At 64.1% G+C, this 13,503-nt stretch carries 17 protein-coding genes; 12 read left to right on the plus strand and 5 right to left on the minus strand.

Annotated features, from left to right (window positions below):
• Positions 1-51: 51 nt before the first annotated feature.
• The 5 genes from argJ (at position 52) to NKI69_RS31570 (ending at position 3,228) form a co-directional block, all read left to right on the plus strand.
• Positions 52-1,293, plus strand: coding sequence for a bifunctional glutamate N-acetyltransferase/amino-acid acetyltransferase ArgJ (gene argJ / locus NKI69_RS31550; RefSeq protein ID WP_023811149.1), 1,242 nt, complete (start codon positions 52-54; stop codon positions 1,291-1,293).
• A 29-nt stretch (positions 1,294-1,322) separates the two neighbouring features.
• Positions 1,323-2,075: a GNAT family N-acetyltransferase gene (locus tag NKI69_RS31555; protein WP_031213220.1), complete on the plus strand. Its 753-nt coding sequence runs from the start codon at positions 1,323-1,325 to the stop codon at positions 2,073-2,075.
• Positions 2,068-2,490: a (deoxy)nucleoside triphosphate pyrophosphohydrolase gene (locus NKI69_RS31560; protein ID WP_023811151.1), complete on the plus strand. Its 423-nt coding sequence runs from the start codon at positions 2,068-2,070 to the stop codon at positions 2,488-2,490. The genes NKI69_RS31555 and NKI69_RS31560 overlap by 8 nt, the downstream gene beginning before the upstream one ends.
• 128 nt (positions 2,491-2,618) lie before the next feature.
• The gene (locus tag NKI69_RS31565; protein ID WP_023811152.1) at positions 2,619-2,933 is read left to right on the plus strand and encodes a hypothetical protein; all 315 of its coding nucleotides are present in this window, start codon (positions 2,619-2,621) and stop codon (positions 2,931-2,933) included.
• Positions 2,934-3,042: 109 nt separating this feature from the next.
• The gene (locus tag NKI69_RS31570) at positions 3,043-3,228 is read left to right on the plus strand and encodes a Flp family type IVb pilin (RefSeq protein WP_352723271.1); all 186 of its coding nucleotides are present in this window, start codon (positions 3,043-3,045) and stop codon (positions 3,226-3,228) included.
• A 28-nt stretch (positions 3,229-3,256) separates the two neighbouring features.
• On the opposite strand, the gene NKI69_RS31575 is transcribed toward NKI69_RS31570, so the two are convergent.
• Positions 3,257-4,132 carry a methyltransferase domain-containing protein gene (locus tag NKI69_RS31575; RefSeq protein WP_023811154.1) on the minus strand — a complete coding sequence of 292 codons (876 nt, stop codon included), beginning with the start codon at positions 4,130-4,132 and terminating at the stop codon, positions 3,257-3,259.
• A gap of 65 nt (positions 4,133-4,197) precedes the next feature.
• Between NKI69_RS31575 and NKI69_RS31580 the strand changes: the two genes are divergently transcribed.
• Genes NKI69_RS31580 through NKI69_RS31595 form a run of 4 tightly spaced genes read left to right on the plus strand, consistent with a single transcriptional unit; the run spans position 4,198 to position 6,594 of the window.
• The gene (locus NKI69_RS31580) at positions 4,198-4,998 is read left to right on the plus strand and encodes a ComF family protein (protein WP_023811155.1); all 801 of its coding nucleotides are present in this window, start codon (positions 4,198-4,200) and stop codon (positions 4,996-4,998) included.
• Between the two features lie 27 nt (positions 4,999-5,025).
• Positions 5,026-5,295 carry a glutaredoxin 3 gene (gene grxC / locus NKI69_RS31585; protein ID WP_352723272.1) on the plus strand — a complete coding sequence of 90 codons (270 nt, stop codon included), beginning with the start codon at positions 5,026-5,028 and terminating at the stop codon, positions 5,293-5,295.
• Between the two features lie 10 nt (positions 5,296-5,305).
• On the plus strand, positions 5,306-6,172 hold the full coding sequence (locus NKI69_RS31590; protein WP_352554395.1) for a carbon-nitrogen hydrolase family protein: 867 nt from the start codon (positions 5,306-5,308) through the stop codon (positions 6,170-6,172).
• On the plus strand, positions 6,169-6,594 hold the full coding sequence (locus tag NKI69_RS31595; RefSeq protein WP_023811158.1) for a DUF1178 family protein: 426 nt from the start codon (positions 6,169-6,171) through the stop codon (positions 6,592-6,594). Before NKI69_RS31590 ends, NKI69_RS31595 begins: the two co-directional genes overlap by 4 nt.
• 4 nt (positions 6,595-6,598) lie before the next feature.
• Here the strand turns inward: NKI69_RS31595 and NKI69_RS31600 are convergent, their stop codons facing one another.
• The gene (locus NKI69_RS31600; RefSeq protein WP_352723283.1) at positions 6,599-7,084 is read right to left on the minus strand and encodes a MarR family winged helix-turn-helix transcriptional regulator; all 486 of its coding nucleotides are present in this window, start codon (positions 7,082-7,084) and stop codon (positions 6,599-6,601) included.
• A gap of 96 nt (positions 7,085-7,180) precedes the next feature.
• Between NKI69_RS31600 and NKI69_RS31605 the strand changes: the two genes are divergently transcribed.
• Complete coding sequence (locus NKI69_RS31605) at positions 7,181-8,107, plus strand: DMT family transporter (RefSeq protein WP_352554394.1); 927 nt, start codon at positions 7,181-7,183, stop codon at positions 8,105-8,107.
• Here the strand turns inward: NKI69_RS31605 and NKI69_RS31610 are convergent.
• Together NKI69_RS31610 and ubiG are read right to left on the minus strand one after the other, a co-directional pair.
• Entirely contained in the window at positions 8,104-8,421 is a 318-nt protein-coding gene (locus NKI69_RS31610; protein ID WP_245490379.1) for an MmcQ/YjbR family DNA-binding protein, read from the minus strand. The two genes, NKI69_RS31605 and NKI69_RS31610, sit on opposite strands and share 4 nt — an antisense overlap.
• 50 nt (positions 8,422-8,471) lie before the next feature.
• On the minus strand, positions 8,472-9,221 hold the full coding sequence (ubiG, locus tag NKI69_RS31615) for a bifunctional 2-polyprenyl-6-hydroxyphenol methylase/3-demethylubiquinol 3-O-methyltransferase UbiG (protein WP_023811162.1): 750 nt from the start codon (positions 9,219-9,221) through the stop codon (positions 8,472-8,474).
• Positions 9,222-9,506: 285 nt separating this feature from the next.
• Here ubiG and NKI69_RS31620 point away from each other — a divergent pair, with 285 nt between their 5' ends.
• Positions 9,507-10,085, plus strand: a complete 579-nt coding sequence (locus NKI69_RS31620) for a putative glycolipid-binding domain-containing protein (protein ID WP_352723275.1) — start codon at positions 9,507-9,509, stop codon at positions 10,083-10,085.
• Here NKI69_RS31620 and NKI69_RS31625 read toward each other — a convergent pair whose 3' ends face one another.
• Positions 10,086-11,942, minus strand: coding sequence for a CHASE3 domain-containing protein (locus NKI69_RS31625; RefSeq protein WP_352723277.1), 1,857 nt, complete (start codon positions 11,940-11,942; stop codon positions 10,086-10,088).
• 257 nt (positions 11,943-12,199) lie between these two features.
• Here NKI69_RS31625 and NKI69_RS31630 point away from each other — a divergent pair, with 257 nt between their 5' ends.
• Complete coding sequence (locus tag NKI69_RS31630) at positions 12,200-13,453, plus strand: aspartate kinase (protein ID WP_013529459.1); 1,254 nt, start codon at positions 12,200-12,202, stop codon at positions 13,451-13,453.
• Positions 13,454-13,503: the final 50 nt, after the last annotated feature.

Genomic DNA, 13,503 nt, shown 5'->3' on the forward strand with positions numbered 1-13,503 from the left:
TCTATCGGGCAAACCGGCCTTCCCCTGCGATTTTTCCCGCCCGAGGCCTCCATGTCCACGACGATTTCGCCGCTCGCGCCGAAGAAATACCCCAAAATGCCGGAAATCGAAGGGGTGCGCATCGCCACCGCCGAGGCAGGGATAAAGTACAAAAACCGCACCGATCTTTTGACCATGGTCTTCGATGAAGGCACCGCGATCGCCGGCGTGTTCACGAAATCGAAATGCCCTTCGGCGCCGGTCGACTTCTGCCGGCAGAATCTCGGCGCAGGCAAGGCCCGGGTGCTGGTCGTCAATTCCGGCAACGCCAACGCCTTCACCGGCAAGAGAGGCCGCGAGTCGACCGCGCTGACCGGCGAGGCGGCCGCGAAGGCGGCCGGCTGCACGGCAGCGGAGGTTTTCCTGGCCTCGACCGGCGTCATCGGCGAGCCGCTCGATACCAGCAAATTCAGCCATCTGCTCGCGGGACTGGTCAGCAACGGCAAGCCCGGGCTGTGGACCGAAGCGGCAAAGGCGATCATGACCACGGATACCTATCCGAAACTGGCGACCGCGACCGTCAAGCTCGGCGACACCGATGTCACCATCAACGGCATTTCCAAGGGCGCCGGCATGATCGCGCCCGACATGGCGACGATGCTCTCCTTCATCGCCACCGACGCGCCGATCGCCGCCCCTGTCCTGCAGGATCTGTTGTCGCGCGGCACGGCCAAGACTTTCAACGCGGTCACCGTCGACAGCGACACCTCGACCAGCGACACGCTGCTGATCTTCGCCACCGGCAAGGCCGCCAAGCGCGGTGCGCCGGAGATAACCGATCCCAGGGATGCCCGTCTCGGCGCGTTCCGCCGGGCGCTCGGCAAGGTGCTGAAATCGCTGGCGCTGCAAGTGGTGCGCGACGGCGAGGGCGCCCGCAAGCAGGTCGAAGTCACCGTCACCGGCGCCAAATCGGCGCGCTCGGCCAAGCGCATCGCGCTGTCGATCGCCAATTCGCCGCTGGTCAAGACGGCGGTCGCCGGCGAGGACGCCAATTGGGGCCGCGTCGTCATGGCCGTCGGCAAGGCCGGCGAACCCGCCGATCGCGACCGGCTGTCGATCTGGTTCGGCGACAACAGGCTGGCGCATGAAGGCGAGCGCGACCCCGGCTACTCCGAGGCCGCGACGTCGGCCTACATGAAGCGCGACGACATCCGCATCCGTGCCGATATCGGCATCGGTCGCGGCAAGGCGACGGTGTGGACCTGCGATCTCACCAAGGAATATGTCGCCATCAATGGCGATTATCGGAGCTGACGGTTTTGAGCTCCAGGCATCCGGCAAGCATGCTCGCGATCGTACGCCGCTACGAGGCGGCCGGCTTTCGCGCCTGGCCGGCAGCCGCCGTCCACTATGACGGCACCTGGGTGGTGCGGCTGACCGCCGGCCATCCGGCCAAGCGGCTGAACTCGGTCAATCCGCTCGATCCCGGCGATATCATGCACATGGCCGACCGTATTGGCCGGGCCAGCCGCCGTTTCGATGCCTATGGAAGGCCGCTGACGTTCCGCATGTCGCCGCTGTCGGGCCCAGATCTTGCCAGCCATCTCGACCGCGAGGGCTGGAGCCGGTTCGACGAGTCGCTGGTCATGCGGCTGCCGCTGGCCGGCGCGCAGCTCGACGCCGCCATGGACCAGATTCCGCTCAAGGACATCAGCCGCTTCATCGGCGCGTTGCTCAAGGTCAGCGGTTCGGATGTTTCGCTGCGGCCCGGCCTGTCGGAGATCATCGGCGCCATCCAGCCCGAAGCCGGGCTGTTCGCGCTCGAAGATGGAGCCGAGGCGCTGGCGACGCTTATCTGCGTGCATGACGGCGATCTCGCCGGCCTGTTCGAGGTCGCCACCGACAAGTCGGCACGCAACAGGGGCCATGGCCGCAACCTGATCCTGTCGGCGCTCAAATGGGCGCGACTGCGGGGCGCGCGGGAAGCCTGGCTGCAGGTCGAGGCCAACAACGTGCCGGCGCTGGCGCTCTACCATTCGCTCGGCTTCGAGGAAGTCTATCGCTACCACTACCGCCGGCCGCCGGGTCATGAATGATGTCGTGACCGCCGGCAAACGCCTGCTCCTGGTCGCCGCCTGCGCGCTGGTCGATGCCGACGGCCGGGTGCTTTTGGCGCAGCGGCCTCAGGGCAAGCAACTTGCCGGGTTGTGGGAATTTCCCGGCGGCAAGGTCGAGCCCGGCGAGACGCCCGAACAATGTATCATTCGCGAACTGCATGAGGAAATCGGCATCGAAACCGACATCCCATGCCTGGCGCCGCTTACTTTCGCCAGCCATTCCTACGACGATTTCCACCTGCTGATGCCGCTGTTCGTCTGCCGCCGCTTTCGCGGCATAGCCCAGCCCAGGGAAGGGCAGACGCTGAAATGGGTGCGGCCGAAGCAGATGCGCGACTATCCGATGCCGCCGGCCGATGCGCCGCTGATCCCGTTCCTCATCGATCTTCTCTGAGGCTCGCGTCCGGTCGGTTCCTGGCCGAGGCGTGTATCAGCCAGCGTTAATGGAAGATTTATCTCGTCGTGAAAAATTGAAGCATGGCCGTTCGCGGCCGAGCCGTCGATTTGCCGGGGAGCGATAGTATGAGCCTAGACAGGGATTGGGACTCGATCCGGCCCGAGCGCGGCTTTCGCGCCGCCGATGCGGGCATGGGCATATTGCGCATCACGCTGCTGTTCGGTTCGGCCGCGGTGGCGCTGGCGCTGATCGCAACCCCTTTCCTCGACAGCCAGACACGCTCGCTCTCGGCCCGTAATGGTTTCGGCGGGCTCGACATGGCGGCCACAGGCTCGATCGGCCATCGCGAAACCTACACGCTGCGCCGCAGCGTGCTGCAGCCGCAGCCGAGCTCGGTCTGCATCATCAGGTCCAATGGCAGGAGCAGCGGCGACTGCTGACATGGTTAAGAGATTTCGGAAAGGCGGCAGCTTCATCGCCTGTTAAGCCTTTGCCGTTAACCTTTCTTAACAGGTCGGCTGTAAGGTCCCGGACAGAGGGGTTAAGGCCATGAAAGCAGTGCTGCTGGGTTTTTTGAACGACGAGACCGGCGCCACGGCCGTCGAATATAGCCTGATCGTCGCCGTGCTGTCATTGGCTATCGTCGGCGGCATCGGTGAGGTCCGTGACGGGATCGTCTGGCTGTTCAGCGACAACAACAGCAAGCTTGCGAACGCTTTCGCACCCACTCCCTGATCCAACTTTTCCGCGCCTGCGGGCAGGATCATTGCCCGTCGGGCGCCTCCAGGATTGTTTTCAGCGAGACCTTGGCCGACCCTGGCTTCAGCGGTTTTTGCTGCGATGCGTCGGGCGCCCAGCCGGACATCCAGACAATCGAGAAACTTGCCCTGACACGGCCATCGGGGTCGGAAAACCGCTCGGCGTAGATTTCCGCCGCGCGGGCAAACAGCTTGCGCGAGCCCGGCCGCCGGCTGCGATCGGTGAGCGCATTGGTTTCGCCCATGGCCCGCAGATCCGCCATCAGGTTGAACAGGCTGGCATAGCGCACGGTCACCGTCTCGACGTCGGCGACCGGCAGAGCGAGACCGGCGCGCTGCAGCAGCGCACCGGCATCGCGCACGTCGGTGAACGGGGCGACACGCGGGCTGGCGCCGCCGTAAAGCTCGGTCTCGGCCGAAAGCAGGCTTTCGCGCAATTCGAAAAGCGTACCGGCGCCGGCAAAGGCGCCGAGGAAAAGCCCATCCGGCCGCAACGCACGGCGGATCTGGATCAGCATGCCGGGGATGTCGTTCATGGCCTGCAGCGACAGAAGCGACACCGCCAGATCGAGGCTTTCCGCTTCGAACGGCACGGTTTCGAGCGGTGCGATCAAGCCGGCGCCGCCACCGCTCAGGAAGGCCGTGTCCGCCTCGACGCGGACAATGTCGGCGACCTTGCTGCTTTCGGCGAGCGTTTCGGCCGCCGCCGGCGTCTGGCAAAACAGCACAGCCGCCTTGCCGAACCTGCGCTCGACGGCGCCCAGCCGGTCGGCAAGGTCCTCGGCCGTGCGGCGCATGAGAAAGTCCGCACCGTCGACCGGATGGGCAAGCGCGCGCCGCTTGTGCGCCAGCCACAGAGAGGTATCCATTATCGGCTGCAACGGGCAGATCCTTTGTTTGTCCACGCTCCGAGATCGTTGATATAGTGGCGTGCAGGAGCAACCACCTGGCCGATCCGATGCCCAAGATCAAGTCCATCGGAATAACGAACCTGGCCCGGTCGGTTGTCGGCTGGCCGGCGCGGATGCTGTTTCCGCCGGTCTGCGCCGGTTGCCGCCGGCATGTCTCGCAGCCAGGCGTGCTGTGCGGCGCCTGCTGGCCGAAGCTCAGGCTGCTGGAGCGGCCATGGTGCCCGGTCATGGGCACGCCGTTCACCCACCATATGGGCGAAGGCTTTCTGTCGGCCGAGGCGATTGCCGATCCGCCGCCTTTCGAGCGGGCGCGGGCGGCGGTCGCCTATTCCGGCGTTGCCCGACAGATGGTGCAGGGGCTGAAATACCAGGATCGCACCGATCTGGCACCATGGATGGCGCGCTGGATGGTTCGCGCCGGTGCCGATCTCATCGCCGACGCGGATGTGGTGGTGCCGGTGCCGCTGCACTGGCGGCGCTTTTTCAGGCGGCGCTTCAACCAATCTGCGGAACTGGCGAGGGCCGTCTCGACGCTCAGTGAATTGCCCTTCGCCCCCTCGGCGGTGCGGCGCGTGAAACTCACCCGCCAGCAGGTCGGGCTGGAGCGCGGGGAACGCGAGGAAAATGTGCGGGCCGCCTTTCGGGTACCCGCCGAGGCGGAAATCGAGATCGCCGGCCGCAGGGTGCTTTTGATCGACGATGTCTACACCACCGGCGCCACGGTGCGCTCCGCCACCAAGGCGCTGAAAAGGGGAGGTGCGGCCGCCGTCGACGTGCTGACCTTTGCCCGTGTGTTGCCGGGGGACTTCCGGGCGGACGAGTCCGCGACTATATAAGTCGGCAACGAACAGCGGAAATTCGTCATGGTCGATGTCACGATCTACACCCGCATGATGTGCGGCTATTGCACGGCAGCCAAGCGGCTGCTCGAGCGCAAGGGCATAGCCTTTACCGAGCACGATGCCTCCTTCTCGCCGGAACTGCGCCAGGAGATGATCTCCCGGGCGCATGGCCGCACGACCTTTCCGCAGATTTTCATCGGCGATACGCATGTCGGCGGCTGTGACGATCTCCACGAGCTGGAGGCCGAAGGCGGGCTCGACAAACTGCTCGCCGACGGCGCGACGAATTGAGGGAATGACGATGGGTGTTTTCAAAGCCGCTGCGATCCAGATGCGTTCAGGCGAGAGCCCCGAGCGCAACGCCGTCGATCTCGAACGGCTGGTGCGCGAAGCAGCTGGCCAAGGTGCCGCCTACATCCAGACGCCGGAAATGACCGGCGCGCTGATTCGCGACAAGGAAGCTCGCGCCACATCGTTCATGTCGCAGGACAAGGACATCGTCGTCGCGACCGCGCACAGGCTGGCCAGGGAGCTCGGCATCTTCCTGCATATCGGCTCGACCGCCATTTTACGCGCCGACGGCAAGCTCGCCAACCGGGCGCTGCTGTTCGGGCCGGACGGCGCCACGCTCGCGACATACGACAAGATCCACATGTTCGACGTCGATCTCGACAATGGCGAGAGCTGGCGCGAATCCGCCGCCTATGAGCCGGGCACCGAGGCCGTCGTCACCGAGATCGAGGGTGCAAAGCTCGGCTTCGCCGTTTGCTACGATCTGCGCTTTCCGCAACTCTTCCGCGCCGAGGCACTGGCCGGCGCCGACCTGCTTTCCGTACCTGCCGCCTTCACCCGCCAGACCGGCGAGGCGCACTGGCACGTGCTGCTCAGGGCCCGCGCCATCGAGAATGGCGCCTATGTCGTCGCCGCCGCGCAGGGTGGCTTGCATGAGGATGGCCGCGAGACCTACGGTCATTCGCTGATCGTCGATCCGTGGGGCCGTATCATCGCGGAAGCCGCGCATGACGAGCCGGCGGTGATCATCGCCGAGATCGACCCGGCGCAGTCGCTTGCCGCGCGTAAGAAGATCCCCAATCTCAGAAATGCGCGGGATTTCGCCGTCAATGCCGGCTTGGGCGAGGCGCCGCGGCTCAGGGGTGCAGCCTCTTGATCCGTTTTGCTCTGATCTGCGAGCACGAGCACGAATTCGAAGGCTGGTTCCGCAGCAACGACGATTTCGACACCCAGAAGAAGCGCGGCTTTGTCGATTGCCCGACCTGCGGTTCGCACAAGGTGCAAAAAGCGCTGATGGCGCCGGCTGTCTCCACGGCGCGCAAGCAGGAAACCATAGCGCTCGCCATGGGGGAGGCGCAGAAGCAGGCTCTGGCGCAGCTGAAGGCGATGGCCGAGAAGGTGCGCGAGAATGCCGACTATGTCGGCGACAAGTTCGCCGAGGAAGCGCGAAAGATCCATTTCGGCGAGAGCGACCCGCGCGGCATCTATGGCGAGGCGACGCTGGACGAGGCCAAGAGCCTAGCCGAGGACGGCGTCGAGTTCATGCCGATCCCGGTATTCCCGGACGATCGCAACTGACCGGCTAGCTGACGCTGCCGATCAATTTCTCAAGCAGCCGAGAGAGCGTTTCGCGTTCCGCCTGCGTCAAGCCCGAAAGCACCGCGTGTTCGTTGGCCACATGGGCGGTAACGGCCTCATCGATCAAGGCCAGGCCTTTTTCGGTCAGCCGCACGACAATGCCGCGCCGATCGTTGGGGTGCGGCCCGCGTAGGATCAATCCGGACATCTCCAGCCGGTCGAGCCTGTTGGTCATGGCGCCCGACGTCACCATCGTCGCTTCATAGAGAGCGGTTGGCGTCAACGCGTAAGGTAAGCCCGAGCGGCGCAGCGTTGCCAGCACGTCGAATTCCCCAGGCTGCAATCCATAGCGGGCAAACAGCGGCGCCAGGCGCTCGCGGGCGATCAGCGAGGAGGCCTCGTTCAGCCGTCCGAGCACGGCCATCGGCGAGACATCCAGATCCGGCCGCTCCCGCTTCCATTGCTCGATCGCTCTTGCTGCCCTGTCCAATTGTCTCACCATTATTTATCTTGACGTTAAGAATCTTGCCATTATCTTATCGTAACATGCAATGCCGGCCAAGAGCCGCGCTACAGGATTCGGTCAATGAAACTTCTCTGGGATTCGGCGCTCGGCCTGCTGGTCGTCACCGGCGGCCTGCTCGGCCTGACGCTGCCCTTCGGCAAGCTCGCCACGGCTGCCGGCGTGCCGGCCATGGTCTGGGCCTTCGTCATCTCGCTCGGCGCCGGCGGGGTCTTGCTGTGCGTGCTCTTGGCTCGCGGCAAGCGGGTCCGGCTCACCGCGCACAAACTGCGCTATTTCTTCGTCACCGCCGCGGTGTCCTATGCTGTCCCCAACCTCCTGATGTTCTCGGCCATCCCGCATCTGGGCGCCGGCTACACCGGCATCATGTTCACCCTGTCGCCTGTCATCACACTGGTGTTCTCGATCCTGTTGCGTGTCCGGCGCCCCAACATGCTGGGCATTGTCGGCATCGCCGTCGGCTTCGTCGGCGCTGTCATGGTCGCGGTGACGCGCGGCGAGGCCGGCCAGCCGGCCGATTTGTTCTGGGTGGCGATGGGGTTGCTCATTCCGGTCAGCCTTGCCGTCGGCAACATCTACCGCACGGTCGACTGGCCGGACGGCACAGGCCCGATCGAGCTTGCCGTCGGCAGCCATCTGGCGTCAGCGGCGATGCTGCTTGCCGGCATTCTTCTCCTGTTCGGCGGCGAGGCTTTCGTGCCACTCGGCGGCGTGCCGCTGGTGGTGGTCGCGCAGGTCGCGTCGGCGTCGGCGATGTTTGCCTTCTTCTTCCGGCTGCAGGCGGTTGGCGGTCCGGTCTATCTCAGCCAGATCGGTTATGTGGCGGCCGCCGTCGGCCTGTTTGCCGGAACCATCTTCCTCGGCGAGCACTATCAGCTGCTGACCTGGGCAGGCGCGCTCATCATCACTGCCGGCGTGTTCATCACCACCAGGGCACAAAGCCAGAAGGGTCGAGTTCCTGCAGCCGGAACCGCCTTGCCGATCCGTTAGGCCTGGCTCGCGTCAAAGATTTTCCTGAGAGCCGGCGGGGCAACATTTCGCCATGACATCCGTATTGCGCTGCGAAATGTCTGTTCATCGCATGCGTCAAGAATGATCGACGTCCAGCCCTTTCGTCCCCATCCACCAGGCACTGGCTTGAAAACCAGCGGTTCGGCTGCAGTCGTCATCTCTTGCTGGCCGGTGTCGAGCTTTATGACGGCGCGATCGTTTTCGGGCAGCGACATGAAGATGCGATTGCGTACCCGGAAGTCGGCCTTGCCGAAATGCGATTTCTCGGCCGCTTCGGGAAGCTCAAGCGCCAATTGTCGGGCTCTCACACTGTCCACGGCCCGACAAATCTCCAGATCAGCCTTCAGACCGAGCCTTTTTCCGCCAGGACCATGTAGTTGACGTCCATGTCCTTCGACCGCGCCCAGCGGTCGGCCAGCGGGTTGTAGGTGACGCCGGTGCGGTCGATGATGGTCAGGCCAGCGCCGCCAAGCGCCTTCTCGAGCTCTTCCGGGCGCACCAGCTTGCCGAATTGGTGGGTGCCGCGCGGTAGCCAGCGCAGCACATATTCGGCGCCGATGATGGCTAAGCCCAGCGCCTTCAGCGTGCGGTTGATGGTGGCCACGAACATGATGCCGCCGGGCCGCACCATCTCGCCGCATTTGGCGACGAACAGGTCGATGTCGGCGACATGCTCGACCACTTCCATGTTGAGGATGACGTCGAATTTCTCGCCGGCGTCGGCAAGGTCTTCGGCCGTCGTGGCGCGATAGTCGACGCTGACATTGCCCTCGGCAGCGTGCAGCTTGGCCACTTCGATGTTGGTTTCGGAGGCATCCGCGCCCACAACCTCGGCGCCAAGCCGCGCCATCGGCTCGCACAGAAGTCCGCCGCCGCAGCCGATGTCGAGGATGCGCAGGCCCTCGAAAGGTCTTGCAGCGCGCGGGTCACGGCCGAAGCGCGTCGCTATCTGGTCGCGGATATAGGCCAGCCGGACCGGATTGAATTTATGCAGGGGACGGAACTTGCCGTTCGGGTTCCACCATTCGGCGGCAAGGGCGGAAAAGCGTTCCACTTCTCCGGCATCGATCGTCGATCGTCGGGGCTCTGGCATCGATAGGTCTCCTCGACACTACAGCGCCGCGCGTCCTCTTGGACGCGCAAAGGACGCTGTAGCACTTTAGATTCTGCGCATGATCCTTTCCGAAATCGACTTCGATTTCGGGGTCATGCGCTAGGAAGTCGGGCGTGAGACTGCGAATGTCAAGGCAACAATTTTCCTCTGCCGGCAGGGAGCCGGATTCTGTCAGGGCATGTCAGCTGACGAACGCCGCGGTGAAACACGGTTGGCTTGGCGGGCGAAGGACAAGGCATCGTTTCGAATTCTAGGGAGGTGACGATGACAACAATGACGGCTTCGATCCTTTGGCGTCGGCTGGACGTGGAGGGCCATGATGCCTGCCTGCTTTCACAGACCAATATCGGGCACAGTCTCGAGGGACAGGCCATCTTCATCCAGGACGGCAAGCCGTGCTGCCTTGGCTATGAGGTGATCTGCGGTGTCGGCTGGCGCACGCGTTCAGCGCGGATCGACGGCTTTCTCGGCACCCGCAAGCTGCATTATGCGATCGAACGCGATTCGGACGGCCAGTGGACGCTGAATGGCGAAGTCCAGCAGGGCGTCGACGGCCTTGTCGATGTCGATCTTGGCTTCACACCGGCATCGAACCTGCTGGCGATCCGCCGGTATGGCCTCGGCATCGGCGAGGCGACGCCTGCTCCGGCCGCCTACCTGACTTTCCCTGAACTGAGCCTGGTGCGCCTCGATCAGACCTATCGGCGTCTCGACACGGTTCGCTACGCCTATGCCGCGCCGGTGTTCGGCTATGACGAGACCCTCAACATCTCGCCGCACGGCTTCGTTGTCGACTATCCTGGCCTGGAGAAGCGCGGCTGCGTCAGACTGAAGCGATTGTAATCAATCCGCTGCGCCCTGCGTCGTGCCGAGCACGTCACGCAGTTTCGCCGCCAGTTGCTCGATGGTGAAGGGCTTGGCGAGGAAATGCACGTCGTGGTCGAGCACGCCGTTGTGGACCACCGCGTTCCTGGTGAAGCCGGTGGTGAAGATCACCTTCAGCTGCGGCATGCGGGCAACGGCCTCTTCCGCCAGCTTGCGGCCGTTCATGACGGGCATGACGATGTCGGTGAACAGAAGGCCGACGTTCGGGCGCTCCGCCAGTTTCTGCAACGCTTCCTCGCCGCTCGCGGCATGAATGACGGTGTATCCGAGTTCGCGTATGGCCTCGGTGGTGGAGACCCTCACGCGGGCATCATCCTCGACGACAAGGATCGTTTCGGTGACCGGTGCGGCGGGGTTGTCGCCTCGCCCGGTGGGCACGGCCGGCTCATCGGCGCCGAAATACCGCGGCAAGTAGATCTTGATCGTCGTGCCTTCGCCGGGTTCGGAATAGATATTGACGTGGCCGCCCGACTGTTTGACGAAGCCGAACACCTGGCTCAATCCCAGGCCGGTGCCCTTGTTGACCGGCTTGGTGGTGAAGAAGGGTTCAAAGGCCTTGGCGATGACATCGGGGGTCATGCCCGAACCGGTGTCGCTGACGGCGATCATCACATACTGGCCGGCCGCGACTTCGGCATGGGCGGCGGCGTAGCTCTCATCGAGATGGCTGTTGGCGGTCTCGATGGTCAGCTTGCCATCATCGCCCATGGCGTCGCGCGCGTTGACGGCCAGGTTGAGAACGGCGTTCTCGATCTGGCTCGGGTCGGCATGGGTTTTCCACAAGCCTCCCGCCAGCACCGTTTCGATGCGGATGGTTTCGCCGAGTGCCCGACGGATCAGGTCGGACATGCCGCTCAGCAGACGGTTGGCGTCGACGATCTGCGGCGCCAGCGGCTGCTGGCGCGAGAAGGCGAGCAGCCGGGCCGTCAGATTGGCGGCACGGGTCGCGGCATCGATCGCCGCATCGACGAATTGTGCGATGTCGTGCTCGCCGCGCGCCAGCTTGCGCTGGGCGAGGTTCATGGCGCTGATGATCACCGCCAGCATGTTGTTGAAGTCGTGGGCGATGCCGCCTGTAAGCTGGCCGACAGCCTCCATCTTGTGCATCTGGCGGATCTGGGATTCGGCCTTTTCGCGTGTCTCGATCTCCTTGCCGAGGGCGACGTTCTTGCGCACCAACTCATCTTGGGCAACGGCAACCTCACGGAAGCGGCGGCGCGATTCCCTGATCGCGTAGCCGGCAAGCAGGAAGATCGCCAGCAGCGCCGCCACCGAACCGATGCGTAACCAGGCCTCGACCTGGTCGGTATGCGCATCGCGCGCGGCGACGGCTGCGGCGCTGATGCGTCGGACCGTATCCATGCTGGTCCGGATTTCCTCCATGACGGCCTTGCCCTGGCCGCTGCGAACCAGATCCAGCGCATTCGTCGCATTGCCCTGGTCGTACAGGGCAATCGTCTTGGCCAGTTCAGCCTGCTTTTGCGAAAGCGCGTCCTTCATATGGCTGATCTGCTGGACGAGCTGGTCGTCAGGGGCAGTCAAGCTGTCGATGCGGGCAAGTTGCCCCGGAATGGCGCCGACAGCGCGCTGATAGGGATCGAGATAGGATTCCTCGCCGGTCAGCAGATAGCCGCGTTGGCCGCTCTCTGCATCTTGCGCCAGCGAAAGCAGTCCCGAAAGCAATTGCTGATATTCGATTGCCTCGCGCGCGGCGGCGCGGTTGGCCCGCTGTTCCTCGACCAGCATGGCACGGCTGCCGACAATCAGCGCCAGCACGGCAAAGCCGGCGACAAGCGGGAGCGATTGCCATCGCATGGCGCGTCGAAGACGAGCAATCATCATCTGTTATGCCGAACCAAAAGAATTCCCCGCAGGCAGCATTTCGTAGGCGGCGGCGGGGCGGAAGGCAATATGCCGGCTTCTGGAACCGGCAATCGGCCGCCAGCCTTGCGAAACCTTCATCATTTGGCTAAGGAGGCCGCGCATTCAGCGGCCGGCGTCAGCCGGCCTTCCGCTTTTCGGGATTCCGGCTTTTGGCCGGGTCCGGCTTCAGGCAAAGGCATTTCGCTCCCATGGCGCGCATCGTGATGAAATTCGGCGGAACCTCGGTCGCCGACATCGCCCGCATCCGCAACGTGGCGCGTCACGTCAAACGCGAGGTCGACGCCGGCCACGAGGTGGCGGTGGTCGTTTCGGCGATGGCTGGAAAAACCAATGAACTGGTCGGCTGGACGCGTGAGGCCTCGCCGATGCACGATGCACGCGAATATGACGCGGTCGTCGCTTCCGGCGAACAGGTCACGGCCGGCCTTCTGGCCATCACCTTGCAGAATATGGGCGTGCATGCACGTTCCTGGCAGGGCTGGCAGATCCCGATCAAGACCGACAATGCGCATGGCGCGGCGCGCATCCTCGACATCGACGGCGCGTTCCTGATCAAGCGCTTCGGCGAGGGCCAGGTGGCGGTGATCGCCGGTTTCCAAGGCATCGGCCCGGACAATCGCATCGCCACGCTCGGCCGCGGCGGCTCCGACACTAGTGCTGTCGCCATCGCCGCGGCGGTCAAGGCCGATCGCTGCGACATCTACACCGATGTCGACGGGGTCTACACCACCGATCCGCGCATCGAGCCCAAGGCGCGGCGGCTGGCCAAAATCTCGTTCGAGGAAATGCTTGAAATGGCTTCGCTCGGCGCCAAGGTTCTGCAGGTGCGTTCGGTCGAGCTTGCCATGGTGCACAGGGTGCGTACCTTCGTGCGGTCGTCCTTCGACGATCCCGACGCGCCCGGAATGGGGGATTTGCTCAATCCGCCCGGAACGCTCATTTGCGACGAGGAAGAGATCGTGGAACAGCAGGTCGTCACCGGAATTGCCTACGCCAAGGACGAAGCGCAGATTTCGCTGCGCCGGGTCGGCGACCGGCCGGGCGTTGCCGCCGGCATCTTCGGGCCGCTGGCCGAGGCCAACATCAATGTCGACATGATCGTCCAGAACATTTCCGAGGACGGCAAGTTCACCGACATGACCTTCACCGTGCCGTCGGGCGATGTCGACAAGGCGCTGGCCGTGCTTGAACGCCTCAAGGCCTCGATCGGCTACGATGTCGTGCAGTCGGAAGCCGGCATGTCGAAGGTTTCGGTCATCGGCATCGGCATGAGGAGCCATGCCGGCGTCGCCGCCACCGCTTTCAAGGCGCTGGCCGACAAATCGATCAACATCCGCGCCATCACGACCTCCGAGATCAAGATTTCGATCCTGATCGACGGTCCATATACGGAACTTGCGGTTCGTACTTTGCATTCCGTCTACGGTCTGGATAAGCAGTAGCGAGAACGATTTGAGTTGTTGCGTGTGCGCCGGTCGCGGTGGAAACTGCG

The sequence above is a fragment of the Mesorhizobium sp. M0491 genome, from assembly GCF_040321265.1.
Taxonomy (GTDB): Bacteria; Pseudomonadota; Alphaproteobacteria; order Rhizobiales; family Rhizobiaceae; genus Mesorhizobium.

Excerpts from the sequence above, each read along its gene's own strand:
- argJ (WP_023811149.1), top strand. The coding sequence starts at position 52 with ATGTCCACGACGATTTCGCCGCTCGCGCCGAAGAAATACCCCAAAATG.
- NKI69_RS31555 (WP_031213220.1), top strand. The coding sequence starts at position 1,323 with ATGCTCGCGATCGTACGCCGCTACGAGGCGGCCGGCTTTCGCGCCTGG.
- NKI69_RS31560 (WP_023811151.1), top strand. The coding sequence starts at position 2,068 with ATGAATGATGTCGTGACCGCCGGCAAACGCCTGCTCCTGGTCGCCGCC.
- NKI69_RS31565 (WP_023811152.1), top strand. The coding sequence starts at position 2,619 with ATGAGCCTAGACAGGGATTGGGACTCGATCCGGCCCGAGCGCGGCTTT.
- NKI69_RS31570 (WP_352723271.1), top strand. The coding sequence starts at position 3,043 with ATGAAAGCAGTGCTGCTGGGTTTTTTGAACGACGAGACCGGCGCCACG.
- grxC (WP_352723272.1), top strand. The coding sequence starts at position 5,026 with ATGGTCGATGTCACGATCTACACCCGCATGATGTGCGGCTATTGCACG.
- NKI69_RS31590 (WP_352554395.1), top strand. The coding sequence starts at position 5,306 with ATGGGTGTTTTCAAAGCCGCTGCGATCCAGATGCGTTCAGGCGAGAGC.
- NKI69_RS31605 (WP_352554394.1), top strand. The coding sequence starts at position 7,181 with ATGAAACTTCTCTGGGATTCGGCGCTCGGCCTGCTGGTCGTCACCGGC.
- ubiG (WP_023811162.1), bottom strand. The coding sequence starts at position 9,221 with ATGCCAGAGCCCCGACGATCGACGATCGATGCCGGAGAAGTGGAACGC.
- NKI69_RS31620 (WP_352723275.1), top strand. The coding sequence starts at position 9,507 with ATGACAACAATGACGGCTTCGATCCTTTGGCGTCGGCTGGACGTGGAG.
- NKI69_RS31625 (WP_352723277.1), bottom strand. The coding sequence starts at position 11,942 with ATGCGATGGCAATCGCTCCCGCTTGTCGCCGGCTTTGCCGTGCTGGCG.
- NKI69_RS31630 (WP_013529459.1), top strand. The coding sequence starts at position 12,200 with ATGGCGCGCATCGTGATGAAATTCGGCGGAACCTCGGTCGCCGACATC.